The sequence below is a fragment of the Sphingobacterium puteale genome (genome assembly GCF_003627955.1).
Lineage (GTDB): Bacteria > Bacteroidota > Bacteroidia > Sphingobacteriales > Sphingobacteriaceae > Sphingobacterium > Sphingobacterium puteale.
This window is the reverse complement of sequence record NZ_RBWS01000004.1, coordinates 100,104-125,964: the sequence shown is the minus strand read 5'-3', so window position 1 is coordinate 125,964 and position 25,861 is coordinate 100,104. Positions and strand designations below refer to the sequence as shown.

The 25,861-nt window shown below is 40.2% G+C and carries 20 protein-coding genes; 5 read left to right on the top strand and 15 right to left on the bottom strand.

All coding sequences use genetic code 11. The annotated features are described in order from the left end of the window. Positions 1 to 125 precede the first annotated feature (125 nt). Complete coding sequence (locus tag D7322_RS04580; protein ID WP_220700016.1) at positions 126 to 5,765, top strand: DUF3320 domain-containing protein; 5,640 nt, start codon at positions 126 to 128, stop codon at positions 5,763 to 5,765. 59 nt (positions 5,766 to 5,824) lie between these two features. On the opposite strand, the gene D7322_RS04575 is transcribed toward D7322_RS04580, so the two are convergent. From D7322_RS04575 to arsC, 7 genes are all read right to left on the bottom strand, one after another. Beyond that, positions 5,825 to 6,187 carry a DUF7674 family protein gene (locus D7322_RS04575; RefSeq protein WP_121121744.1) on the bottom strand — a complete coding sequence of 121 codons (363 nt, stop codon included), beginning with the start codon at positions 6,185 to 6,187 and terminating at the stop codon, positions 5,825 to 5,827. Beyond that, entirely contained in the window at positions 6,184 to 6,744 is a 561-nt protein-coding gene (locus D7322_RS04570) for a GNAT family N-acetyltransferase (protein WP_121122115.1), read from the bottom strand. The genes D7322_RS04575 and D7322_RS04570 overlap by 4 nt, the downstream gene beginning before the upstream one ends. Continuing rightward, a complete protein-coding gene (locus D7322_RS04565; RefSeq protein WP_121121742.1) occupies positions 6,731 to 7,147 on the bottom strand; it encodes a hypothetical protein in 417 nt (138 codons plus the stop codon). Before D7322_RS04565 ends, D7322_RS04570 begins: the two co-directional genes overlap by 14 nt. Positions 7,148 to 7,308: 161 nt before the next feature. Then, a complete protein-coding gene (locus D7322_RS04560; RefSeq protein WP_121121740.1) occupies positions 7,309 to 7,740 on the bottom strand; it encodes a hypothetical protein in 432 nt (143 codons plus the stop codon). 60 nt (positions 7,741 to 7,800) lie between these two features. Further along, complete coding sequence (locus D7322_RS04555) at positions 7,801 to 8,292, bottom strand: hypothetical protein (RefSeq protein ID WP_121121738.1); 492 nt, start codon at positions 8,290 to 8,292, stop codon at positions 7,801 to 7,803. Between the two features lie 200 nt (positions 8,293 to 8,492). Continuing rightward, positions 8,493 to 9,704 carry a DUF1266 domain-containing protein gene (locus D7322_RS04550; protein ID WP_121121736.1) on the bottom strand — a complete coding sequence of 404 codons (1,212 nt, stop codon included), beginning with the start codon at positions 9,702 to 9,704 and terminating at the stop codon, positions 8,493 to 8,495. A 642-nt stretch (positions 9,705 to 10,346) separates the two neighbouring features. Next, positions 10,347 to 10,703 (bottom strand): arsenate reductase (glutaredoxin), encoded by a 357-nt coding sequence (gene arsC, locus D7322_RS04540; protein WP_121121732.1) that lies wholly within the window; start codon positions 10,701 to 10,703, stop codon positions 10,347 to 10,349. Positions 10,704 to 11,183: 480 nt separating this feature from the next. Between arsC and D7322_RS04535 the strand changes: the two genes are divergently transcribed. Together D7322_RS04535 and D7322_RS04530 are read left to right on the top strand one after the other, a co-directional pair. Further along, a complete protein-coding gene (locus tag D7322_RS04535) occupies positions 11,184 to 12,092 on the top strand; it encodes a helix-turn-helix domain-containing protein (RefSeq protein WP_121121730.1) in 909 nt (302 codons plus the stop codon). 82 nt (positions 12,093 to 12,174) lie between these two features. After that, positions 12,175 to 13,176 (top strand): aldo/keto reductase, encoded by a 1,002-nt coding sequence (locus D7322_RS04530; RefSeq protein WP_121121728.1) that lies wholly within the window; start codon positions 12,175 to 12,177, stop codon positions 13,174 to 13,176. 172 nt (positions 13,177 to 13,348) lie between these two features. On the opposite strand, the gene D7322_RS04525 is transcribed toward D7322_RS04530, so the two are convergent. The 8 genes from D7322_RS04525 to D7322_RS04490 form a co-directional block, all read right to left on the bottom strand. Further along, the gene (locus D7322_RS04525) at positions 13,349 to 15,088 is read right to left on the bottom strand and encodes an ATP-binding protein (protein WP_121121726.1); all 1,740 of its coding nucleotides are present in this window, start codon (positions 15,086 to 15,088) and stop codon (positions 13,349 to 13,351) included. Between the two features lie 55 nt (positions 15,089 to 15,143). Continuing rightward, positions 15,144 to 16,265, bottom strand: a complete 1,122-nt coding sequence (locus tag D7322_RS04520) for a sensor protein KdpD (protein ID WP_121122113.1) — start codon at positions 16,263 to 16,265, stop codon at positions 15,144 to 15,146. Between the two features lie 65 nt (positions 16,266 to 16,330). Next, positions 16,331 to 17,419, bottom strand: a complete 1,089-nt coding sequence (locus tag D7322_RS04515; RefSeq protein WP_121121724.1) for a porin — start codon at positions 17,417 to 17,419, stop codon at positions 16,331 to 16,333. A 54-nt stretch (positions 17,420 to 17,473) separates the two neighbouring features. Beyond that, positions 17,474 to 18,040, bottom strand: coding sequence for a K(+)-transporting ATPase subunit C (locus D7322_RS04510; RefSeq protein ID WP_121121722.1), 567 nt, complete (start codon positions 18,038 to 18,040; stop codon positions 17,474 to 17,476). Positions 18,041 to 18,060: 20 nt separating this feature from the next. After that, positions 18,061 to 20,070 carry a potassium-transporting ATPase subunit KdpB gene (gene kdpB / locus D7322_RS04505; RefSeq protein WP_121121720.1) on the bottom strand — a complete coding sequence of 670 codons (2,010 nt, stop codon included), beginning with the start codon at positions 20,068 to 20,070 and terminating at the stop codon, positions 18,061 to 18,063. Between the two features lie 22 nt (positions 20,071 to 20,092). Further along, positions 20,093 to 21,781 carry a potassium-transporting ATPase subunit KdpA gene (gene kdpA / locus D7322_RS04500; RefSeq protein WP_121121718.1) on the bottom strand — a complete coding sequence of 563 codons (1,689 nt, stop codon included), beginning with the start codon at positions 21,779 to 21,781 and terminating at the stop codon, positions 20,093 to 20,095. Between the two features lie 126 nt (positions 21,782 to 21,907). After that, positions 21,908 to 21,985, bottom strand: coding sequence for a potassium-transporting ATPase subunit F (locus D7322_RS29220; protein ID WP_104383366.1), 78 nt, complete (start codon positions 21,983 to 21,985; stop codon positions 21,908 to 21,910). An 11-nt stretch (positions 21,986 to 21,996) separates the two neighbouring features. Next, complete coding sequence (locus D7322_RS04490) at positions 21,997 to 22,362, bottom strand: DUF7674 family protein (protein ID WP_147430288.1); 366 nt, start codon at positions 22,360 to 22,362, stop codon at positions 21,997 to 21,999. Positions 22,363 to 23,409: 1,047 nt separating this feature from the next. On the opposite strand from D7322_RS04490, the gene D7322_RS04485 reads away from it, so the two are divergent. Beyond that, positions 23,410 to 24,141: a 3-keto-disaccharide hydrolase gene (locus D7322_RS04485; protein WP_121121715.1), complete on the top strand. Its 732-nt coding sequence runs from the start codon at positions 23,410 to 23,412 to the stop codon at positions 24,139 to 24,141. Positions 24,142 to 24,647: 506 nt separating this feature from the next. Further along, positions 24,648 to 25,853: a S41 family peptidase gene (locus D7322_RS04480; protein ID WP_147430287.1), complete on the top strand. Its 1,206-nt coding sequence runs from the start codon at positions 24,648 to 24,650 to the stop codon at positions 25,851 to 25,853. Positions 25,854 to 25,861: the final 8 nt, after the last annotated feature.

Here is a 25,861-nt window from a genome sequence, read left to right as displayed (position 1 = left end):
AAATTTTCAATATCTTTAAACTAATATATTTTTTTAAAATGATCGAAACGAATGCGTGTTTTCAAGTTGCAATAGAGAAGGCTTCCCACTTTAATTATAGCTTCTGTTTCCATAACCTGTCCTTGGTGGAAAAAATTAAAATCACTGCGGTCACGAGAGATATCGAGCACATTAAAATTGAGATGACTTCTGAAATCGGGCTGTTCAGCCCTTATGCATTTCATATAGATAAATTTTCGGAGGGAATTCCAGTAACGCTGGAAAATTTAGCTTTCGACTACCATATTCCATATCTCCGGAATCTCGTGGAGAAAGATCTAGACACCATTACCTGTACTATCTCTTCGAAAAATGAAATATTACATCAGCAAAAGTTTGCCGTAAAGGTGTTACCGATGGATTATTTTGGCGGATTAAGTAAATATCCAGAGTTGTTAGCATCTTATGTTTTACCCAATCACCCTATAATCTATACCATTAAAGCAGAGGCGGTCAAGATTCTTGAAAAAAATAGATTAAAGCCGGCCTTTTTGGGCTATCAATCCAATAGCAAGGAACGTGTCCTACAGGAAGTAACGGCGATATACCAAGCAATTTTAAATATCAATATTACCTACAGTGCCATGCCCCCGAGCTTCGAAACTGAAGGTCAGCGGATTCGTCTGGTCGATCAGATTTATGAAACCAAATTCGGAAACTGTATTGATATCTCTCTATTATTTGCGGCCTGCCTGGAAGCAATCGATCTGAATCCGATTCTTATTGTTACGCATGGTCATGCATTTATTGGTGTTTGGCTCGGTGACCAACGGTTAGATGCGGTAATCAATTATGATCAGGCCGCGATTTCAAAACGGATCGTTCATGGGATTGATGATATTGCTTTAATTGAGTCTACTCATCTGTGCCGTGGAAATGCGTATACCATGGGCGAAGCTATGAACTACGCCGAAACACAGCTCTTGCATGCAAACAATTTTATCTTATCTCTCGATATCAAACATGCCCGTTCACATGGTATTCTTCCCCTACCTTTTTCAGGAAAAGAAGAGTTGCACAACGCAAGTATAGAGCATTCTTCAAGCTTACCTAAACAACAGGCTATCGATCGTTTTACCCTAGATGACAACAAGCTGGACCTAGCTCTTAGTGACGCTAAAGAGCTAACCAAACAAAAAATATGGGAAAGGAAATTGCTCGATCTCTCGCTCAGAAATAATCTATTGAATCTACGGTTCACCAAAAGCATGCTGCAAATTGTGGATCTGAAAATAGACCATCTGGAAGATCATCTTTCGAACGGGAAATCACTGTCAATTCATCCCAATAACAACCAACAGCTCTTACGCCGTTATAATCTATATTCAGCACCTTTACACTTCTCCGAGCCATTATTTAAACTCGCAGATGACGCATTTCGCTATAACCGCTTGCTGACCCATTACCATCAGGATGACCTAGATATCATTTTAACACACTTGTACCGTAATGCGAAATTAGCCGAAGAAGAAAATGGAAAAAGTACATTGTATCTGGGTGTTGGCCTATTGAAATGGTTTGAACCCAAAACCAAACAGCAGGCCAGACTCGCTCCTATCCTATTGATTCCGGTAGAATTATCCCGTCGATCCGTTAATACGAAATTTACGCTCCGAAGCCGTGAGGAAGAGGCTATGATCAATATTACCTTATTGGAATATCTCAAGCAGGAATTCAAACTTAATCTCAGTACATTGGAGACACTACCGATGGATGAATCGGGAGTAGATGTGCAGAAAGTACTCGCCATTTTAAGAAAGTCTATTCTAAATCTGGAAGGCTGGGATATCCTGGAGCAGGTCGTTTTAGGAAACTTTTCTTTTAACAAATTGATTTTATGGCAAGATCTATCCAGATATGCTGAAGAAATTGAAAAAAGTACAATTGTAAAGAGCCTGATTGACGGAAGGCTTTCAGAAATGCTGGATATCAGCGGCGATTCGGAGAACCTGGAAACTATGCCATCTTCACAGTTGACATTACCGATACCAACCGACAATTCGCAATTGGAAGCTATCCGTCACTCGAACGCAAATAAAAGCTTTGTCTTACATGGGCCTCCCGGTACCGGTAAATCCCAGACCATCACCAATATTATCGCAGATGCTTTGGCGAATGACAAAAAGGTACTTTTTGTGGCCGCTAAAAAGGCGGCACTGGATGTGGTCCATCGTCGGTTGGAAAAAATTGGACTGGGCTCCTTTTGCCTGGAGTTACACTCCAATAAATCCAAAAAATCAGATGTGTTAAAGCAATTGGAGCAGAGCCTGGAAACCCCCAAATATCAAAGTCATATTGATTTTCAGGAAGAAGCCCAACGTATCGATCAGCGCAAAGCGGCATTAAGTCGCTACGTAGACGCCCTGCATCAGCCCTTCGCAGTAGGTTGGAGCCTGTATGATTCTGTCTCTTATCTAGACAGCAATCATATTGCAATCAACACAGCATGGCTGCTACCTTTGCAACTGGATGTTATCGATAAAAAGACCTGGAATGACTGGCAGGACTGGGCAATCCCGTTTGGACAATTAACAGCTAATTTACCCGCGATTGACACGCACCCGTTGCGTTTGATCCCGTTGAAAGATCAGAACTTTGCCTATAAAAATCAGATCGAAAAATCTATCGACGAATACATTCAGGCATCTACTCATGCGAACAAAGCCCAATCGGATTTACAGCTGAACCTTTCAGACAACTGGATCGTAAACAAAGCTTCTCTATACTCACTTCTCGAAAAAACAGCTCATTTTCAAGCGCATCAGACCCTCGTGAATGTGCACTATGACCCACGTAAAAAGAATTTACTTGATCATTGGATTGAATTGCAAACCCAAAAGCAAGCATTAAAACAAGTGCTTATCACAGATTTTGGCAACCGAATATTCACCACAGACTGTAATCCTATTGAATCTGTCTGGAATCAGTCAAAGCATTCCTGGTTTCTGCTCAAGTGGCTGAAACAGCGCAAAGTAAAAAACTTTTTAAATGGTTTTGCCACAAATAAAATCACCTCCGAACAACAAGTTGATCAATTCTTTAATCAGAAAAATTCCTTTGATCTCGTTACTAAAAATTTAAGCGAGCCGCAGTTTCATCCCATAAACGAAGCGACGAGCTATTATCTTGTCGGTAACCAGTTTGACTTAAACACATTATCACAGAACCAGCATGAGCTGGAAGAACTAAATCATCTGGCGCAATATCTCAAAATTGAAAATTTCCAATCCTGGCTCACCAACATCCTCACGGATGTGGATTTAAAGCTTAAGATCCCTGCCACTGTCCTTACCCTACAGCAGTATGCGGATAAACATCAGGAAATTTCGACATTCTTAACATATATTCCCGACATTGAAGAATTAAACCAGATAAAACAACATTTAGATAGCCTTGAAGACTGGATCCGCTACAATTATTATAAAGATCAGGGAATAAAACTTGGATTATCCTGGTTGATTGACCTCCTTGAATCAAACAAGATTGATAAAAATGAATTAAGCAGAGATATGGAAAGTGTACTGCATCTCAATTACTTCATAAAATCGTTGGATCAGTACACTATTCTAAATGGTTTTGACGCAGCTGTGTATGAAGCACAGATCGGACAATATAAGGCACTTTATCAAGAATTTACCCGGCTGGTGCGGGATCAATTGGTTTTGGCGCTAAGCAACAAAATTCCGAATCTCTCCCACGAAGCGGTCCATAGTTCGGAAATCGGTATTTTGCAACGAGCCATCCGTAACCGGGGGCGTGGGGTCAGTATCCGCCGTTTATTTGACCAAATTTCGACTTTACTTCCCCGGTTAAAACCCTGTATGTTGATGAGTCCAATCTCGGTCGCCCAATATTTCGACGTAAATACCGATCATTTTGATCTTGTTATTTTTGATGAGGCTTCACAATTACCGACATCTGAGGCAATCAGTGCTCTTGCACGGGCAAAGCAGGCCATTATTGTTGGGGATCCCAAACAAATGCCACCAACCAGTTTCTTTGCCAGTAACAAATTCGATGAAGACAATCTTGAATTGGAGGATCTCGAAAGTATCCTTGATGATACCCTGGCCTTGTCCATTCCGTCCAAATACCTGCTGCGGCATTACCGCAGTAAACATGAAAGCCTGATTTCTTTCAGTAACTCCAACTTTTATGAAAACAAATTGCTGACATTTCCTTCTCATGACGATCAGGACAGGAAGGTAAGTTATCAATTTATCAACGGCCATTATGACAAAGGGAAAACAAGAACAAATCAGAACGAAGCTGAAGCTGTTATTCAATACATAAAACATCATTTGGAACATCATCCCCATCGTTCATTAGGTGTGGTTACATTTAGTCAAACACAGCAGAATCTAATAGAAGATTTGCTACAGCTTTTATTCTCCCAATACCCCACTTTAGAGGAAACTGCACTGCAGGGAGAGGAACCGATTTTTATTAAAAACCTGGAGAATGTTCAGGGTGACGAACGTGATTTCATTTTATTTTCAATTGGCTATGGTCCAGATGAAGAAGGGAAAGTTTCCATGAATTTCGGTCCTTTGAATCGTGAGGGTGGCTGGCGAAGGCTAAATGTCGCAGTAACCCGGGCCCGATACGAAATGCGTGTTTTCTCTTCGTTAAAGGGGGACCAGATCGACTTGAACCGTACCAGTTCAGCTGGTGTGCAAGGACTGAAAGCCTTTTTGAACTTTGCGGAAAGAGGTATATTGCAAACAACAGAAACTGTTGCCCAAGATAAAGACAAACATACGCTCATCCAGTCTATTGCCGGCCATTTAGATCGAAATGGAATAAAAGTAAAAACAAATATTGGAACCTCTGGCTACCGTGTTGATATTGGAATTGTTGATCCTATGCATACGCAAAAGTATATTTTGGGAGTTTTGGTCGATGGAAAAAACTATTTCAATACAAAAACGACAAATGATAGAGAGCTGCTTATTCCCGATGTTCTGCAATCCTTAGGATGGAATATTTATCGCATCTGGACCTTAGACTGGATAAAAAACAAAGAAAAAATACTGGCTGACATCCAAGCGGAAATTCAACGTATCTTAAATGACGCGAAGATACAAGAGCCAATCATCATTGACGCCTCACAACCACAACCAAAGACAAATATTTCAGTGATATCCGATGATGCGATTGTTTCAAGTAAAATGAAACCCTATCTAAGTGCCAATATCAGTTCAATGGCAACAGCTAGTGCGGAATCAATTTATGATGCAACACATCGCGCAACATTGAGCAATCAGATCCTGAAAATCATCCGTACAGAATCTCCAATTGGTCAAAATCATCTGTTTCGCAAAGTTCTACGCCTATGGGATCTCCCAAGATCCTCCGGAAAACTTACCCAATATCTAGGTGAGCTTATAAAAAATCTACCGGATATAAGGGAGGAAATTTCACATCAAAGTTTTTATTGGGATCAGGGACAATTGGCTACCGACCTGACCCACTATAGAGACAATAGTCTGGAAAAAAGGGCAATAGAAGATATTGCTCCCCAAGAAATAGAGATTGCGCTCATCGAGATCATGGATACCAACCTCAGTTTATTGCGGGAGGATCTTGTACGTGCCGCCGCAAGAGCCTTTGGCTTTTCAAAGACTGGTGCTCAAATTGATATAATTATCAATAATTCAATAGATAAATTATTGCAGCAGGCCCATTGGAAATCTATAAATGGGAGAATTGTACTGATAGATTAGGTCCATTGCTGCGAAGTGATTATAGTCCCCTTACCTTGTTTGGGCCATATAGATCAGGCCTAGTTGCCTGATCTATATATTTGATTGACATAGGCCGTATAAATTCCAATAGGAATCTTGCCGGTCACTCTACCACGGCGTGATTCGGGACAGGCATTCAAAATACTGTGCAATGAAAAAACAAATATATTTTCCACCGCATTTTGAAGCCTCCACTCTCCTTTTTCGTGCATATATTCCATCAGATGCAGGGCCTTGCCCAATTCATCTTCGCACTCCTGTGCGATCATTTTCTCAATATAAGCGGTAAGAATCCCGATTATCGTAAGTGGATTTCCAACATTTTCGGGTCGCAAGATTTCCGTCTGCACCGATGGTACTACCGAAACAATTATTTCCTGAGCCTGTTTTATATTCATCATTTACTTGCGTTTAATGCTATATCCGGTTCAAACATCATCGCCGTACAATAGCAGTTTCTAAACCCTGTATTTTTTAAATTCTGATAATTCACACATTGCTCACATTTAAGCCAAAACGATGCATCCTGTGTTATTTCAGAGAAAGTTACCGGCCGCATCCCGAGTTTTGAATTGATCCGCATAGTCGCCAATGTCGTTGTAATACCAAATATCTTTGCCTCTGGATACTTTTTCCGTGTTAACCAAAATATACACTCCTTCATTTGGGTTGCGATCCCAAGTCTGCGCCAGTCTGGAGCTACAATCAAGCCACAATGAGAAACAAAACTGGCATGTCCATACACCTCTAGATAGATGTAACCAACCCATTCTCCAGCTTTGGTCAAAGCGATAACGGCATTTCCTTCCGACATTTTATGAACGATAGACTCGGGGCTTCTTCGTCCAATTCCGATACCGCGCGCACGTGCTGAAGCCTCCATTTCCTGAGAGATCCGAACCGCATATTTACAGTCGGCCGGAATAGTTTGTCGAATTGATACATCAGTTGTTTTCATAGGAGCGATATTCAGCATGCTTGTTTTTTTCTTTATCGCAGGTATCTTCGGGCAAAACAAGCCGTTGTATTGAAAGTGGCAAGCGGGCTTCAAGGTAATTCCATTCAATCGAGTTGCATGCTTTTTTTAACCTGAAGAAGGTGTTTGGAAGTAATCCGTTTATCACAAACTGAAGTTCGGAGGTTCCCCGATCATGTACATAAGCCATGACCTGCATAATCCATTCAAAACGATGCCAATCCTTGGCATAAATGACATCTTCCGCAAACTGTGAGATCAATTTTATAATATTTTTGTAGTCTCCTTTAAGTTCCGATTTTCTTAATCTTAGATTCAACTCAGGGATTACGGCGGCAATAAAATCCACCGTCTGTCCTTCATCCATTTTTTTTCTTACTTCCATTGTATCGTTTTTTATGTATACATGTTATCACTGTAAACCGGATGAACCAAACAATATTCCAAAACAATAAAAAACGAATTAATAAACTGATATACAGAAAGATAATTTTATTTAAAAAAATATAAAAAAGAAACGACCTTATCAAATTGATAGGGCCATTCTCAATTTGGAACAATCGCCACTTCGTAGGGACCTGAATACCGATTGCCAACCATCCTATTTTCATTGACAGTAATATAGTATTGTCCGCTATCAATAAAACGATGGATCAATTCTTTCCCAAACGGTCCGTCGGCTTTTCCATTTGGAGAAAATAGCTGGCTAATCCGAATATTAGCCGTATCTGAGGGAGTTTTGATTTTTATCCGAACAGAATCTGCTCGATGAACGAAAATAAAAATAGTATCAGTATGTCCTGACTTTATTTCCATATGTTTTACCAGACGGCCATCGTTAAAAGAAACTGCTTTTTCTGCTGATTTCAGATCAGCTGAATTATCTCGCATATTTCTATGTTGATCTGACGGGGACTGACACGCGGTCTGTGCGATGAGTGCTGCTGAGATCAAAAACGATGATGATACTTTATTCATGACTTTTTACCAATATAACAACTCTCAACACATCCTTGTTTTTATGATAGCTGATCCTCATTACATTGTCCAGAGACTCCATTTTGATTTTACCGCAGCAGGGTTTACTTGCTCTATTTTCTTATAAAATTTATAAAAATCTTTATTCCATAGGGTATAGTTATGGGTAAACTTAAATACGATCTTGTGATTGTCAGCTCCCTGAATAATGACTTGCCAGACCCTATCATTGGTGATTGTTATCGAAGTCTTACTCAGTTCGATTATCTCCGTCAGCGGGAAAACCGCCTTTCTTTGTTGTTTATTATCGATAGCATAAAAGTTTATATCATCAAAATAGAAATCTTCATCGCTGACAAGATTATCTTCCATGCCAAACAGGAAAGGGCGGGACGAAATCTTTTTGATCTTTGCGCTCACTAAATCAGCTGAAGCTTCATAACTGATCTGATGGTTTTCAGGTTTAAATCCAGCAGTATACTTCCTGAAAATTAAGCTATAAAGTACAATAAATAGTACTAAACCTGCCAACAATATAAGGTATAAATACATTCTTCTCTTTGTTAAACGACATTTGTGTTTCTCTCCGGACATCAAAAAAAACGTCTAAATAGATAATAAGGTAATTAATTAGCAGCACAAAATTACCAAATTTAATTCGATATGCAGAATTCCATGGCTAACGGGTAAATAAACGAGATCAAAGCTTCCGTTTGGGATGATACCCACTTCCGTTTCTCAAGATAAAAAGACTAGCTTCCAAAGCTGATATAATACAAGGGTGTATCTCCTGGATGATTCTTGACACGATCAAGCCCTTCAAAGAATATGTGATCCCCCAATTCCTTGCCTATCAATTGTTTCTCCATTTGATACAATAGATCCAGTGCGGTAAAATTCTTCTCATTGGATGCGCGAAGGCGGGCACAGATCTCCACTTGGTAGTACCCGCTGTCTTCGTTATCGTCATCAAAAGCCTCTTCTTCATCATCCAATAGTGTTTCATTTGGATTCAAATCTTCCATACCTTTGATCCAACACATATAACACAGCTCAATTTCGGGAGCATCCACCACAATTTCATTGGCGTCCCATTGCGCCCGATCAGCTAAAATATTACGTTGAGACTCCGCAACATCGGCGTCAAATTCCCGGGAACTATTATACGATTTAGCCTGAAATGTCCAAGCTATAGCTGACAGCACACGATCTTGGACTGATTGGATGTTCCAATCTATATTATTCCAAGGGCTGCCTATTTTTTCCCTTAAATAGCCAATATATCTTTTCAAATAAGATTTCCCGATTTTATTGTTCAGCCCAACATAATGTTCTCCTTCTAAAAATTTTTCGGAGAATGTGTGCCAATCTTTAAAGTGCAATCTTGCGTAAGAAGAAAGGTTTTTCAGTATGTCCAAAGCGGCTGATTTTTGCAGATACCCTACATCTGTTGCAGCAGTCGTGATATGACTGCTCACAGTAATGACAAGTGCATCCACACCAGGTTTGCTAATATCCCAGTTTCCGCTGTCTATTTGATCTTCCCGACCCTCCAGGACAGTCCCCCCTGTCTTCATTCCGAGCAAATTAAAATATGCTGCTAATAGCTGCAGGCAGCTTTCAGTATCTGCAATGGCGAAGTCTCTGTTCAATAGTTTCACCAGTTCGTTACGGTACTCTGCCTGTTTAGGATAAGTCCCGAACTGATAGAGATGAACCGGATAAGTTCTATCGTCCCCGGCACTGCCAAATACGGTAAACCAATCGCCAAAGACGATAACGCGGAATGCCGCTCCCAATGCCGTACCAAATTGCTCTTCATAAGAAATATCTTTCAACATATGCTTATCGTTAATTTGCTGTTTTTTGGCTTTATCCAATTCCGCTTCCTGTGCGAGTTCCTCTTTCGCTTCCCTTACGCCCTCCTTGGCTGCACTCAATAATTCTTTGAAAAATTTAAACATAATTTTATAATATTATTTTTAACTAATGATTCCTATTTACATTTTATCGCAGCCCCAAAAGGCTTCCCACAGTGAATTTAACTACTCATTATCACTTTTATGAGCTTGAGATTTCAATTTACTGCTGTAAATCTGGAAATAAATATTTGCTTTTTATCTTGAAATCCATATTAGTCTGGAGCCCGGCCATATTTGTAGCCGAATACTCCATATTTGAAGGAAGATAATCGGGGTAAGTTTCAGTATACATCAGACATTATTGTATTCCAGATGAACCGTAGGCATAAACACTTGGACAAAAATGTGCTCGCTGTTTTTTGGGAAATGACTATTGTGTCAATTTCGTCGCTTTCACTCAGCCTAACAATGATATTGCTATCATTAATACAAAAATTTACCAGTTGTCGAAGGGCCGAACAATTTTACTTCGTCAGGATGTTGAGCATCAATTTATATTGAAAGATCATCAGTTTTCAGACAAAGAGATGCATGTCACGAAAGACCTTAAAGGGCATATTTCAATTCTTCTAGAAAAGATGGCTAACGACACTTCATCTAGGTAAATAATTTGAAGATATCCAGCACCGCTGCGAGTATATTTAGTAGCTGTTTCATGGAAAAAATAATGCAATTATCGAGCCATTAGGATGATCGTGGTGAAAAGAGATCGATTACTCTTTCCAATGGACGGCCGATAACCGCTTTGCCGTCTTTAATAACGATGGGCCGTTCTATCAATATAGGGTTTTGCAGCATCACCTCAACCCACTCCTCGTCTGTCAATTGAAGCTGTTGAAATTTTTCGAGGAATAAAGCTTCATTCTTACGGATAAGCGCTAGTGGCTGAAGTCCGAGTTGTGACAATATTTCAATGAGCTCTGCCTTACTGGGCACTTCTTCAAGATACTCCTGTACCTGCAGATCTATAGTATGCTCTTGCAGAAAGTCCAACGCTGCGCAACTCTTGCTGCATTGTTTATTATGGTATATCTTAATCATGGTAGCTTGTCGTTGGGCACTCACTTCTTTTCAGAAAAATAATGTGATTTGCGTAGTTTATCTATTATTTCTGTTCAGTAGAAATCCCCAAAGTTAATAAAAGTTCTCAATAAAAACCTATAGCCTCATATCACGTTATGTGATTGCATATTCCATTTCCCCCTTAAACCTTCCAAAGTATCTTCGATTTTCGAGAAAATGCTGGGGCAATAACGATCGTTACCCCTCTCCTAATCAAACTAGAACATTGGCTCCGTGATAGTAGATGTGTTGATCTAACGAAAGATTCTCTAGCGTACAATAATACAAAAAAAGATAAATGACAAACAATAAAATTGAAACTGTATTGGAGGTTAACGGTAAGTGTGGTCGCCGATCCCCATACTTACCCGAGTTACAAAGGAATTATCATCGATACGGAGTAAAAAATTGAACTGTAAATGACCATGCATTGTAAAACGAATTTTATAATTTAGTACTATGAACTCAGCTGAAAGCGTAACAGATTTCTACAAAAGGCACCCGGGCTATGCAAACTTAGATTTACCGCTCAATAATACAGGTATAGGACATTTCAATGTATTTAGCAGAGAATCCTGTACCTTGGTCTCCCCCTATAATCGTCGTGACTTTTATAAAACTTCACTGATTATAGGCCGCGGCAAATTATATTACGCTGATAAATGGATACAGATCGACCGCCCTGCCATGTTGTTTGCCAATCCCGTCGTACCTTACGCTTGGGAACCGGAGTCAGCAGCACAATCTGGATGGTATTGCGTATTTACAGAAGAGTTTATCCAGCATAGTGAACGCATAGAGAGCTTAAAGGATTCGCCTCTTTTCAAAATAGGGAGCAACCCTATTTACTTTCCAAATGCTGAACAACTGGATGAAATCTCAACAATTTTCAAAAAAATGATGTCGGAGATGAATTCAGACTATGCCCATAAAGATGATATCCTTCGTAGTTATCTGCATTTATTGATCCATGAAACAATGAAATCGATCCCTGCTCAGGAGTTTGGTTCATATACCAACGCATCTATCCGGGTATCCAGCCTTTTTTTGGAACTTCTAGAACGCCAGTTTCCAGTAAATACAGTTCATAAGGGTTTGCAATTGAAAAGTCCGGGCGATTATGCCCACGCGCTTTCGGTACATATCAATCACCTCAACCGTTCGGTTAAGGAAACAACAGGTAAAACGACTAGTGCACATATCGCCGGCCGTATTGCCCAGGAAGCCCGGACATTGCTTTTACATACAAACTGGAATATCTCAGATATTGCCTATAGTTTAGGCTTTGAATACCCCTCTTACTTTACAAATTTTTTCAGAAAACATACTGGAATGTCACCAAACCAATTGCGCGCAACGACTGTTTGAATAGTATAATTATCTGTTTGATTGTCTTAAGTAAGGCACGAGATACCTTCATTACTTTTGTATCGAACAAAATATAACAGTCATGAAATATAGAAATCTTGGAACTACAGACGAACAGTTATCTGCTATTGGATTGGGTTGTATGGGAATGAGTTTTGCCTATGGACCCACTGATGAAAAAGAGAGTATCGCCACGCTTGAAAAAGCATTGGATCTCGGTGTAAATTTCTGGGATACAGCGGACATGTACGGTAATGGCGCCAACGAAGAATTAATTTCAAAAGTTCTCGTTCCCAATCGGGACAAAGTATTTATTGCGACCAAATTTGGCTTTCGCTTTAAAGATGGAACCGCTGGACCGAGCGGTACTGCAAATACTTACTTTGACGGTTCGCCAGCTTGGATAAAAATAGCTGTAGAAAATAGCCTAAGACGTCTTCGCATCGATACCATAGACTTGTATTATGCTCATCGGGTAGACCCGAACATACCTATCGAGGATACTGTGGGCGCAATGGCCGAATTAGTAAAGGAAGGCAAAGTAAGGTACCTGGGACTAAGCGAAGCATCACCGGCTTCAATTATTAAAGCCAATGCTGTCCATCCTATTGCAGCTCTTCAGAGTGAGTATTCTCTACTAACACGTGATGTAGAAAAAGAAATTCTGCAGACTGTACGTAATCTGGGTATTAGCTTGATTCCTTATTCGCCATTGGCCCGAGGTTTATTTTCCAACACCTTAAATTTAGATAGTCTATCGGCAGATGATTTCAGGAGAACACTTCCCCGCAATCAGGGTGAACATGCAGCGAATAATGCGCGATTAATTGCTGAGTTTGCATTATTGGCCCAAGATAAACAATGCTCACCGATACAATTGGCACTGGCTTGGGTACTCGCTCAGGGAAATGACATTATTCCGATTCCGGGGACGAAAAAAAGAAAGTACCTGGAAGAAAATGCAGGAGCCATCGATGTACAATTGTCTGATTCGGATTTAAATACCATCGAAGAAATACTTCGGAAATACCCGAATGTGGGCGCTCGTTATAGTGATGGTGCCATGGCACTGGTCAATAATTAATAGCTTGTCTTTACCGGATACGGAGTATTACAGGTAGTTTCCAGGCACTACCTAATACTCCGTATTGCCTTATCGAATTTGTCTTTCAAATCATTTACAGACAATAAAACTACAGCTGGTAAGTCAATACGTATGATGAAGCCCTTTTATTGAAAATGCCCCATACTATTCGTTATGGATTATTTGAGCCGCGTGCTCTCAATATAAAGTAAAATGAACTTCCGGCACCGTATTCACTCTTTACCCCTATTACACCACCTTGTGCCTCAATAAATTCTTTACTGATACTCAAACCTAGCCCAGTTCCCCCCTTTTTGGATCCCGGAACACGAAAATAACGTTCGAAGATCTTGTCTAAGTATTTAGGTTCAATACCTTGTCCATGGTCGGTGACCGAAAACCGGATCGCCGATTCAATTTTTTCAACACGGATCTGAATACTGGCATCTTCATAGGAATAACGTACGGCATTAGAAAGAAAATTCGTCAATACCCAAGCTGTTTTTTCATTGTCCGCTACAACCGTATTTATGGTGGGATCTATTTCCAAAACAAATTTTACCTGCTTTTGATCTGCAGCAAACTGATTTGCCATCACGGCATAGTCAATAATAGGCCTTACATCAGTTGTATGTAAGCTGATCTGAATAGCGCCACTCTCCACTTGGGTCATGTTTAGTAGTTCCCCGGTGATCTTAAGCAAGCGGTCAGAATCATCTTTTATCCCTTTGAGCAGTCCGATCTGCTCAGGGTTTAGGTGCCCGATCTGTTCATTTTCCAATAGCTGGATTCCCATTTGAATCGCAGCGATGGGCGTCTTAAATTCATGCGAAACCGTACCAATAAAATTTGTCTTTGCCAGGTCGAGTTCTTTGAAAGTAGTGATATTTTTTAAGATCACCACCTGGCCGATAAATGTTGAATTAGCTTCGCCCGTCGGTAATACATTGATATCTATAATATCCTTTTCAAAATAGCTTTCCCTTTCATTTGCATAAATTTTAATGGGGTGTTTTTCCCGTTTATCCGGCGGAAGTGATAGGTCTTTAAAAATATCCCTTATCAGATCATTTTCTTCGGCAACGAGCGGCGCAAACCTTCCGACCAGCTGCTCCTTTTTCAAGGTTGTGATATTGATCGCTTCTTCGTTTGCAAAAATTACCTGTCCATGTTCATCAAGTCCAATAACAGGATCATGCATATTGTCGACAAGAGCCTCAATGCGTTTCTTCTCCTTTAAGATCTTTTCCAGTTTACTTTCTGAATACTCCTCAAGCTTTTCTGCCATCGTATTGAAGGATCTAACTAGTTCTGCAAATTCTCCTGTGCTCTGTAGGTGCAGACGTTCTTTATAATTCTGACCAGCAATCTGTCGAATACTTCCTGTCAATTTAGCAATTGGATCCGCAATATTGGATGGTAGATTGATAAGCAATATAAAAGCAATAATAAAACAAAGTGCCCCAGCAAATGAAATGATCAGGATAGCCTGTTCAGCAGTGCGATCCGCCACTAGGCTCTTAGCTGAAATTGCCGCCATATTTTGCTGCATTAGCTGCGTGATATCCTTCCTGATCGCTGAAATGACCATCATATCCTGCGGGTTACTTTTAAGCTGCCCAAAATGCTTAACAATGGCGTCGGTGGTCTGTTGCTCTCCGGGTTCAGTAACATTCTTCCTTTGCTGATTCAGGTTGTTTTCGAAGCTAGAAAGCGCGTCATTTTTCTTGGGGATATCCTCAAGTGCCAATAACATATTTTTCGCGTAAAGCAATGTATTATAATTGGCTGTCAATATATTTCCGGTATCTTTCTTTAACCTGTACACATACCAGCCGCTCAATGCAGCGAGCAGCAAGATCATGAGAAACAGGGAGCCTACTCCAAAAGTAAGTTTCGTTTTTATTTTCATCGTTGTTTGTCAATTAACTTATGTTCATGATATAGTATACGCTATTATCACTATTTTAAGACAATATAATGAGGTCAATATCCTTCTTTGACAATTGTGCCAACAGTCTACGGAATGTGTCGGTTGACAGTAAAATTCTAAACAGTGACAGTCTCGGCTTTCCGATACACACCGTGGTAATATGTCGCTGTTCACATAAGGCCAATATTTCATCAGCAACCCGACATGCTTCAATCTTTACAATTTCTCCGCCCAATTCTGTTGCCAATTTAAAATTATTGATTAAATGCCGCTGCTTGTTCAGGGCTATCCTATCAGCACGTTCTGCAGGCACCTGAACGTATAATACTAACCAGCTACTGTTATAATAACCAGCGAGACGAGCAGTCTTTCGGATTACATTTTTGGCTTTGATCTCGTTGGAACTAATGCAGGCAAGGAAGCGTTCTTTGCGTACCCATCGCTGTGGCTGTACTTCTATTTCTACTTTACGCTGCACCTGAGATGCCACTTCCTTTAAAGCCATTTCCCGCAGCTGAAGAATATGCTCATTCTTGAAAAAATTCTGTAATGCGGCCTGAATTTTTGACGACTCGTAGATTTTACCATCTTTTAAACGGTTGATAAGTTCTTCTGCAGTAAGGTCTATATTGACAACTTCATCAGCAGAATCCACCACGCTATCTGGTACGCGCTCTTTCACTTCCACTCCCGTAATCGCCTTTACCTCCTCATTTAAGCTCTCAATGTGTTGAATATTGACAGCACTGATTACATTTATACCAGCATCGAGAATCTCGAGGACGTCCTGCCAGCGTTTCGTGTTTTTACTTCCCTCGATATTTGTATGTGCCAGTTCATCAATAATGACCACTTCGGGATGAATGTTCAGCACAGCACTTACATCAAGTTCTTCCAATTGTTTTCCCTTGTAGAAAAGGCTGCGCCTAGCAATAAATGGAATTCCCTCCAGCAACTCATGCGTCTCCTTTCGATTATGTGTTTCGATGTAACCAATGCGTACGTCAATCCCGCTATGCAGTAAGTTATGCGCGTCCTGCAACATACGATAGGTTTTCCCCACACCGGCACTCATACCGATATAGAGTTTGAATCTACCCCGTCTGGATTTCCTGATCAGATCCAGAAAATGTTCCGCGTTTTTTCTTTCTTCCATTTTTTGCGTGTCATTTCGCTTACCTTGCTGTTGAATCAACGCACAACAGCAAGGTTTGTTTTTAATTAGAAACTAACAGCTAGCGCCATCACGGCAGTTGTGCTATTTTTTACAAGATTATTTTTCCGGTCTAGGAAAATTGCGTCCTTATTTGTCAGATTACGTAATTCCATCCGCCAGAGTACATTCGGGAGGATGGAATAATCAGCATTGAGTGAATAGCCAAATGTCCGGAAACCATTTTTCGCGTCAGTAGAAACAATGACTCCTTTTTTATCTTGATAATATTCGCCCCTAGCGGTAAGACTAAATTTATCCGAACCTATATAACGTGCAATCAGCACCGGAGTATACCATACATTATAGCTGCCGCTTCCTTTTTCCTTTTGCTCTGCCCCAATGTCAAAACCGACTGTAAAGCCAAACTGTCTATTGAGCTGATAAATGGCATATAAATTATGAAAATAGCGCATCTGCCTGACACTATCGGCTTTGTCACTACCAATAAAAGATCCACTGTTAATGGTTAAATTATCGGTTGGCTTATAGACTAGCTGATGTCCAAAGGCAGGCAAACTATTGCCATCGACTCGCTGTATACGTTGCCAACCGTTTAACACAAGCCCGCTAAGAAATAACTTCCCCGATGCGGACGTGTATGATATTTTTGCGCCTGTTTCAAAATATGGCGAGTTATCGGCAAAAAGACTCCTTGTCAATGTCCAGTTATCTTTTCCGATGGCGCTTTCGAATCCCAAGTGGGAGGAAAAAATACCGGCATCAATCCATAAATTGTGTTTTTTCGAAATGCGTACACCAACATTGGCCTCATAGATGTTCTTCAATACGCCCGGCTCAGCCGCATAATTGGCATTCATGTAGGTACCTGTTGCCAAGGCGACATTAGCTCGCGTATTTTCAGTATCATAAGTTGCTTTTAACAATGCCACATTAATATTTACTTCATTATTTCTATTGTGGCTGTAAACAAAAGCAGGACGTGTGTTGGCAATCGGATTATTAAAATCACGCATATAATAGGCCTCAACATACCCGCTGAATGACACTGTCTTATTTTTTGTTGTATCTTCCTGGGCAAATATGGATATCGTCGACCCGAACATAAGGCCGGTCAACAGGGTTATTTTCTTCATCTATCTAATTATTTTATCGTCTTTTATGATCTTCGTATCGTCAGGCTTTCGCATTTATTTTTCAGTCATCTGATCCAAGGCAATATTCAATTCAAGTACATTTATTTTTTCTGGTCCGAACATACCCCAAAGTGGCTTTTGCACATGTGCATCTACTAAGGACTGTACACTACCTACATCTATGGCTCTTGCTTTGGCGATACGCGCAACCTGTACTTTTGCTGCAGCCACGGATATATCGGGATCCAGTCCACTACCGCTTGCTGTGACAAGGTCTACAGGAACCTGCGCTTTTGACACCCCCGGATTTTCTTTTAAAAAGGTATCAATACGCGCTTTTACCTCTGTCAGATATTCAGGATTGGAAGGGCCTTTGTTGCTTCCTCCCGATCCTGCAGCATTGTATGCAACGGCTGATGGTCGGGACCAGAAATAGGTTTCGTCAGTAAAAGACTGACCGATATTTTTATAATAATTCTGATTATGATAGCTTATAACCGCTCCCTTTCCATGATTGGGTGCCAGCTGTGCGATCGCCCAGACAACAGCTGGATAAATGATAGCGAGAAGTACCAGGAGCGCTAGGGTAATCTTGATAGCTGGATAGATATGTGTTTTCATTTTATTTTTATTAAAAGATATTAGATAAATAGTGCAACCAGCAGATCGATCACTTTAATTCCGATAAAAGGTACGAGAACGCCTCCCACCCCAAATACGAGTAAGTTTCTCCGCAACAGAGCACTTGCACCAATAGGTTTATAAGCGACCCCTTTCAACGCCAATGGGATCAATAAAGGAATAATGATTGCATTGAAAATCACTGCGGATAGAATCGCGCTCTGAGGGCTGTTCAAATGCATGATATTTAGGCCTTGTAGGGCTGGAATTGCCGTAATAAACAATGCTGGTATAATGGCAAAGTATTTGGCCACGTCATTGGCAATACTGAAAGTCGTCAGCGTACCACGGGTCATCAGTAATTGTTTACCAATTTCCACTACCTCAATTAATTTCGTAGGGTCATTATCCAGGTCTACCATGTTGCCTGCTTCTTTGGCGGCTTGTGTACCACTATTCATTGCTACGCCAACATCTGCCTGTGCGAGAGCCGGCGCATCATTGGTACCGTCCCCCATCATGGCAACCAATCGACCATCGCCCTGTTCCTTCTTGATATAATTCATTTTATCTTCGGGTTTGGCTTCGGCAATGAAATCATCCACACCTGCTTTGTCAGCGATATATTTTGCGGTTAGCGGGTTATCGCCAGTTACCATCACTGTCTTAATTCCCATTTTACGCAGTCTTTCAAAGCGCTCCTGAATACCGGGTTTAATCACATCCTGCAATTCGATCACACCGAGTACCTGTTCGTTTTCGGCCACGACCAATGGTGTTCCCCCATTTTGTGAAATGGCCTTCACCCGTTCGTCTGTCTCAATGGGAAACGAATTCCCCGCTTTGGTAACGATATTACGTATCGCATCTGTCGCTCCCTTGCGGATACGTGTACCGTCAAAGTCTATCCCAGAGCTGCGTGTTTCGGCGGTGAACTTGATAAATACAGGTTCCTGAACGCCGTAATTCGCTGGTTTTACTGCCGCCAATTCAACAATGGATTTTCCTTCAGGCGTTTCGTCAGCCATAGAACTTAAAACAGCAGCACGTACCAAACTGTCCATTTCAACCATATTTGCAGGATAAAAATTGGTCGCCTTCCGGTTTCCTATCGTAATCGTACCCGTTTTATCAAGAAGCAATACATCAATATCGCCCGCCGTTTCCACGGCCTTACCACTTTTTGTGATGACATTCGCACGCAATGCTCTATCCATTCCCGCTATACCGATAGCTGACAGGAGACCACCAATAGTCGTTGGTATCAAACAGACAAAAAGCGATATAAAAGAAGCGATCGTGATACCTACATTGGCATAGTCAGCAAATGGCTTGAGGGTCACAGTAACGATAATAAAAACCAGTGTGAACCCCGCTAATAGTATCGTCAACGCAATTTCATTCGGTGTTTTCTGGCGACTGGCACCTTCAACCAAAGCGATCATTTTATCCAGAAAGCTTTCACCCGGCTCAGTCGTAACCTGCACGACAATTTTGTCGGATAAGACTTTCGTACCTCCGGTAACGGAACTTTTGTCCCCACCGGCCTCACGGATGACAGGGGCAGATTCCCCGGTAATGGCACTTTCGTCTATCGTCGCCAACCCTTCTATAATTTCTCCATCAAGGGGTATGATGTCCCCTGCTTGACACACAAACACATCATTTTTCTTTAATTGTGCAGAAGAAACTACCCGGCCATCCTGTAGTTTAGCAGGCGTCTCCTCACGGGTTTTACGAAGACTATCCGCCTGTGCTTTTCCCCGGGCTTCGGCTATCGCTTCCGCAAAATTCCCAAAAAGCAAGGTCAGGAACAGAATGACAAATACAGTGAAATTATAACCGAGCCCACCCTGAGAGGTTTCCCCGGTTATTATCCAAACACAAACTGCGGCCATAATCAGCGTTCCAATTTCCACCGTGAACATCACTGGATTGCGGAACATTACCTTAGGATTTAGTTTCACAAAAGATTGCTTTAACGCTTGTTGTACAAGTTCTTTCTGAAACAATGTTTGTTGATTGCTCATTTCTAAAATTTTATTATTTTAATTATTGCATGGAAAAATATTCAGCGATCGGCCCTAATGCCAATGCCGGGAAGAAGGATAGTGCTGCTATAATAACGATCACCGCAAATACCATCATCCCAAATGTACTTGTATCAGTCTTCAGTGTACCTTCACCTTCCGGGATGAATTTCTTCTCGGCCAAAAGTCCGGCTATCGCCACTGGGCCGATGATCGGAATAAAACGCCCAAGCAACAGCACGATGCCTGTAGAAATATTCCACCATAGGGTGTTGTCTCCCAGCCCTTCGAAGCCACTTCCATTATTTGCAGCCGAAGAGGTATACTCATACAATATCTCGCTAAAACCGTGGAATCCCGGATTGTTTAATGTAGATGCTCCCTGCGCCGGAAAAGCGGTCGCCAATGCTGTGCCGACAAGAATAAGAAAAGGATGGGCCAGTGCCACGATCATGGCTATTTTCATCTCACGGGCTTCCACCTTTTTGCCCATAAATTCGGGGGTACGACCAACCATCAATCCACTGATAAATACAGCTAGTATGATAAAAATAAAGAAGTTAAGGATTCCCGCTCCAACACCACCATAAAATGCATTGACCATCATCGCAATAAGCTCGTTCATACCTGACAATGGCATATAGCTATCGTGCATAGAATTCACCGACCCTGTTGAAATCATGGTCGTTACAATACTCCAGAAACCAGACGCAGCAGATCCAATGCGAACTTCCTTACCTTCCATGGCACCAAGAGAGGTGTCAATTCCCATATGTGCCACTGCTGGATTTCCGGCGATTTCCATCCTGATATTTGGAATTGTCAGGATCAGGAAACCTATGGTCATTACAGCGAACATCATCCATGCAAACTTGCGCTTGCGGATAAAGAAACCAAAGGCAAAAATCATGGCCATAGGGATTAGAAACTGAGCGACCATCTCTACCATGTTTGTTAGATAGTTAGGGTTTTCCAATGGATGTGTGCTATTTGCACCAAAAAATCCACCTCCGTTTGTCCCAAGATGTTTAATGGGTACAAATGCGGCAACTGGTCCTCTGCTCACCTGCACAGTATCTCCTTGCATATTGATCATGTTGTCCTTCCCTTCCATCGTCATCGGCATTCCCTGAAAGACAAAAATTGCTGCAATGAGCAGACAAATTGGAAGTAGTATCCGCGTACATGACTTGAGAAAAAACTCATAAAAATTGCCGAGCTGCGTTGTGGTCTTATCTCTAAATGCCTTAAAAATGACCGCAGCTGCCGCCATTCCAATACCTGCCGTAACAAATTGAAGAAACATCAGCCAGATCTGTCCAAAGTAACTCACCCCAGTTTCGCCAGAATAGTGCTGTAGGTTACAGTTGACCAAAAAAGATATTGATGTATTGAAAGCAAGATCAGCCGACATACTTGGGTTGCCATCGGGATTCAAAGGTAAATGCCCCATATTCATCAATACGGCCATGCTCAATAGGAACCAAACAAAATTTATGGTTAAAAGAGCGACCAAATGCTGCTTCCAAGTCATCTGTACGGTCGGATTTATACCGCTAATTTTATAAAATAAACGTTCCAAGGGTTGAAAAATAGGATCGAGCCCCGTTTTCTGACCCGCATATACTTTGGCAATATACCTGCCGAGTGGAAATCCAAGCAGCAATGTGATGATAAACATTGCAACGATTCCAAAAATTTCTGTATTCATTTCAGTTGTGTAATTGTTGTTTGAAAGATTTTATTGTCTACCTTATTCGAAATCTTCTTCTTTCCATCAGAAATCTGTCGCACTTTTGGATAAAACTGAATTCGTCTACGGTGTTTTTTAGTACTGTTAAAATTTTTCGGGTCTGAGGAGTACGTAACAAATGTATCCAAAAACCAATAGCGCCACTATAAATAATGCTGTCATTTGTCTTATTATTAATATATTGCCTGTTGCTGTCTTTTTTGAATTTCCAGAAAAGACAAGGGAAGACGGTATTCAATCCTTGTCCATTCTTCTGCCGAGTAGATCCGCTTGAGTCCCGTCAAGGATCGTACAAATAAATTCTCCATCATATATTTGACGTAATGGTTACCTCGGCTATATAATGTTCCCAGAAAATGGATATGCCGGCACAATTTATCGATATTACGATCAGCGCTCAATACGCGAAGGTGGTTGACCACTGCCTGTAATGCTCCGGCAAAATTATGTTTACGAATCAGAAGGTTAATTTCCGAACGAATTTCCCTATAGTGAAGTATAAGGTACATACCTACCCGGTATTGATTTAATTTTTGCATGTTACTTTTTTCAAAATTTAACCGAGATACAGTTGATAGATCATAGTAAGTATCAAGATGATCATCACAACCTTCGCGATGCGGTCCATAGACCATTTGTTTAGAGATGAATACTCCTTATTTTCTTTTAAATCTTTCATGGCTAACATTAACGTAAGCATTGTTCTATCTTGTGTTTTCTTAAATTTTTTCGAAGAAATCCACCATTTTAAAAAATAACCAAAAGCCAAGCAGTCCAGTGATTATCAATACGAGTGTTATCATTATTGTAGGGATTAATAGTAAAGATTTGTAAACTGTTTCTTGTCGCTGTTAGGGATATTATGTCACCCCTGATCCATGGATCTGCTTCAAGGTGGGTGGGCTCTTTGACGATTCTGTTTTTTTTATCATTTCCATTATTATATGCTTTGTCCCTATAGGCCAAACGGTATTCCATAGTTCCCAAAGAAAACATAAACAACTACAAAACAGCACATTGAAAATAAAAGACTAAAAATTAAACTGATGAGACCTTATCAAAATGATAGGCTTATTTTATCAAAATGAGAATGATTGGTAAGATGAGCTGTTAAAAATAGAAAAAAAAACAGCAATAATATGTAAATTGAATCATAAAGGCTAACTAGTAAGCTTATATAAAATAGATGCAAGAAAATAAATACGACAACCCTAAATTGTTTGAAGAATACATCAAAATGCATCACTCAAAAAGGGCTTACTGCGCGCTGGCAAATGGCATGAATTTCAGAAACATTTAACGGATCTCAAAGACAAAACTGTTCTGGTTAGGCTGCGGATATGGATAGCATTGTCGATATGTGATTGAAAATGATGCAATATCTGTTATAGGTGTTGATCTATCTGAAAAGATGCTGAAAAAGGCCCATGATGTTGATTATTCCTGCTGAAAAATAGAAACCACATGGGCATGTCGTGTAACAAATTCACATAATTGTCTGCATTTATAAAAGAAAGTAAACATTAAAAATTATTTTAGTACATCAAATTATTAAGAACACTTTCATATACGACAAACTTTAAACAATGATAAACTTAAACCTATTCAAAAAAATTGTTGTTGCTGTCTTTATCAGCTGCCTATTCTATTCGTGTAAAAATGAGGCGAGTGCTCCAAACACCTTAACTGAGAAAGAACAAAAAGAGGGTTGGCAACTTTTATTCGATGGTACAACATTGAACAATTGGCATACGTACAACAATGAAAAAAAAGCACCGACCGCGTGGGTGGTAAGAAATGGCACAATCTACTGTGACCCAAACAACGAAAGTCAAAAATATGACCTTATTTCCAACAGCGATTATAAAAATTACGAATTTAAATTTGAATGGAAACTTGAAAAAGAAGGCAATAGTGGTGTTTTTGTCAACGTACAAGAACGGCCTGACATCAATGCAACTTATCATTCAGGACCAGAATATCAGTTACTTGCTGACTCACATCCCGACTTTGACAAACCGTTGAAACGTGCGGGTTGTCTCTACATGTTTTTACCGCAGCAAAATTTTGTCAATACCAAAGCAAAAGATGATTGGAACCAATCGAGCATTGTACAGAAAGATGGTAAAGTCACATTCTATCTGAATGGTACAGTTACAGCGGAAATGGACTTCAATTCAAAAAAATGGAAAGACATGGTGAAGCACAGTACCTTCAAAGATTTTCCAGAGTTCGGTAAACATACTAGTGGAAAACTTGCCCTTCAGGACTGGTCAAGAGGTGTATCCTTTAGAAATATAAAAATAAAACAGTTGTAACGTATCTCATATAAGCGACGAAAAAAGTCCAAGTGGTTTCATCTCGATTTAAAATTGCTCTTAGTTTCGAAGACAGATATCATTTTACCAGGTACCTTAGAAAATTTTACATTTACTGTCCGAAAATGAACAGTTATGCCCGTCATCGGACATTTCAAAATTTATATACAGCATATCTAGCTCATAACAAAGCAACTATAAATTTGGCCAAATAATTGTCATCCGTCAGCTAATTAAAAATCCTAATTAATATGTTTAAGCTTAATCTGTCCTTTGTTTTTATTTTCATTTTCAGTTATAATCTACAGGCGCAAAACTGCAATTGTGCTGAAAACCTTAAATGGGTCAAAAAAATTATTGAGGAAAATGATGCTGGTTTTCAATATGCTTTAGATTAGAAAGGACAGGAAGCTTATCAGGCGCACAATGTAAAAATAGAGCAGAAACTAGCGGGAATTAAATCAAACTTAGACTGCACAAAGCTCTTGTCAGAATGGTTACAGTTTGTGCGCAAAGGTCATTTGTCAATAAACCGAATTGATGGAAAAGATGTTGATTCATTAGTTTCAGAGGCTGGTTTTATCAGTAAGAGCAATCACCCTACTGTGAGCATATCGGAAGACGAGTTCAAGAATTACCTTACTATAAAAAAAGAACAAAATCTAGAAGGGATATGGGATTCTCCTCCCTACAAAGTAGCTATCAAAAAGTATCCTGAGGGGTATAAGGGGATTATAGTCAGCTCTACCGCAGATAATTGGATGTCAGGTGACGTTAAATTCACCCTAAATAATGAATTATCAGAAGGTATCTATTATCTTAGAGATAAAACTCCGGAAAAAATATCGTCTACGTTACTCATTGGCAAAAATATGTTCCAACTGGGCAATTATTTATATACAAAAATATATCCGATAGTAGAAAACACTCCTTTAGAGGCTGATTTTGTAAAATCTTATTCAACAGATAAACCTTATCTTCAAAAGATTAGTGCAAAAACAATTCTGTTACGTATTCCTAGCTTTAACGGTAGGCAAAAACAAACAATTGATAGCCTTATTGCTGTCTATAGACCGCAGTTGGAAAAAATAGAAAACTTAATTATTGATATTCGAAATAACGGTGGTGGCAGTGATGGCAGTTATGCTGAAATTATTCCATTGCTATATACAAACCCCATTCGTACCATCGGAGTAACATTTTATTCTACAAAATTAAACAACCAACGGATGTTGGATTTCTGCAAAAACTATAAAGAATACGGTATTGATCCAAGAGAAGTCCCTTTCTACAGGGCTGCATATGATAGTTTAAATAATCATTTGGGGGAATTTGTCAATCTCATGCCAAACCGAAAATTGGTCCGTATTGATTCCGGCTACTCAACACTCCCCTATCCGAAGCAGGTGGCTATCATCATTAATGGTGGAAATGGAAGTACTGCGGAGCAATTTTTACTTGAGGCTAAGCAAAGTAAAAAAGTAAAACTCTTCGGTACAACAACTTCAGGTGTACTGGATATATCGAATATGTATTTTATAGAGTCCCCCTGCAAAGAATATAGGTTAGGTTATGCACTCAGCAAAAGCTACCGAATCCCCAATATGGCCATAGACAATAAAGGAATACAACCTGATTATTATATTGACCAAACTATACAAAATCCGGAATGGGTGGAGTACGCAAGAAAGATACTGGAAGATTCAAAATAATTGTTAGT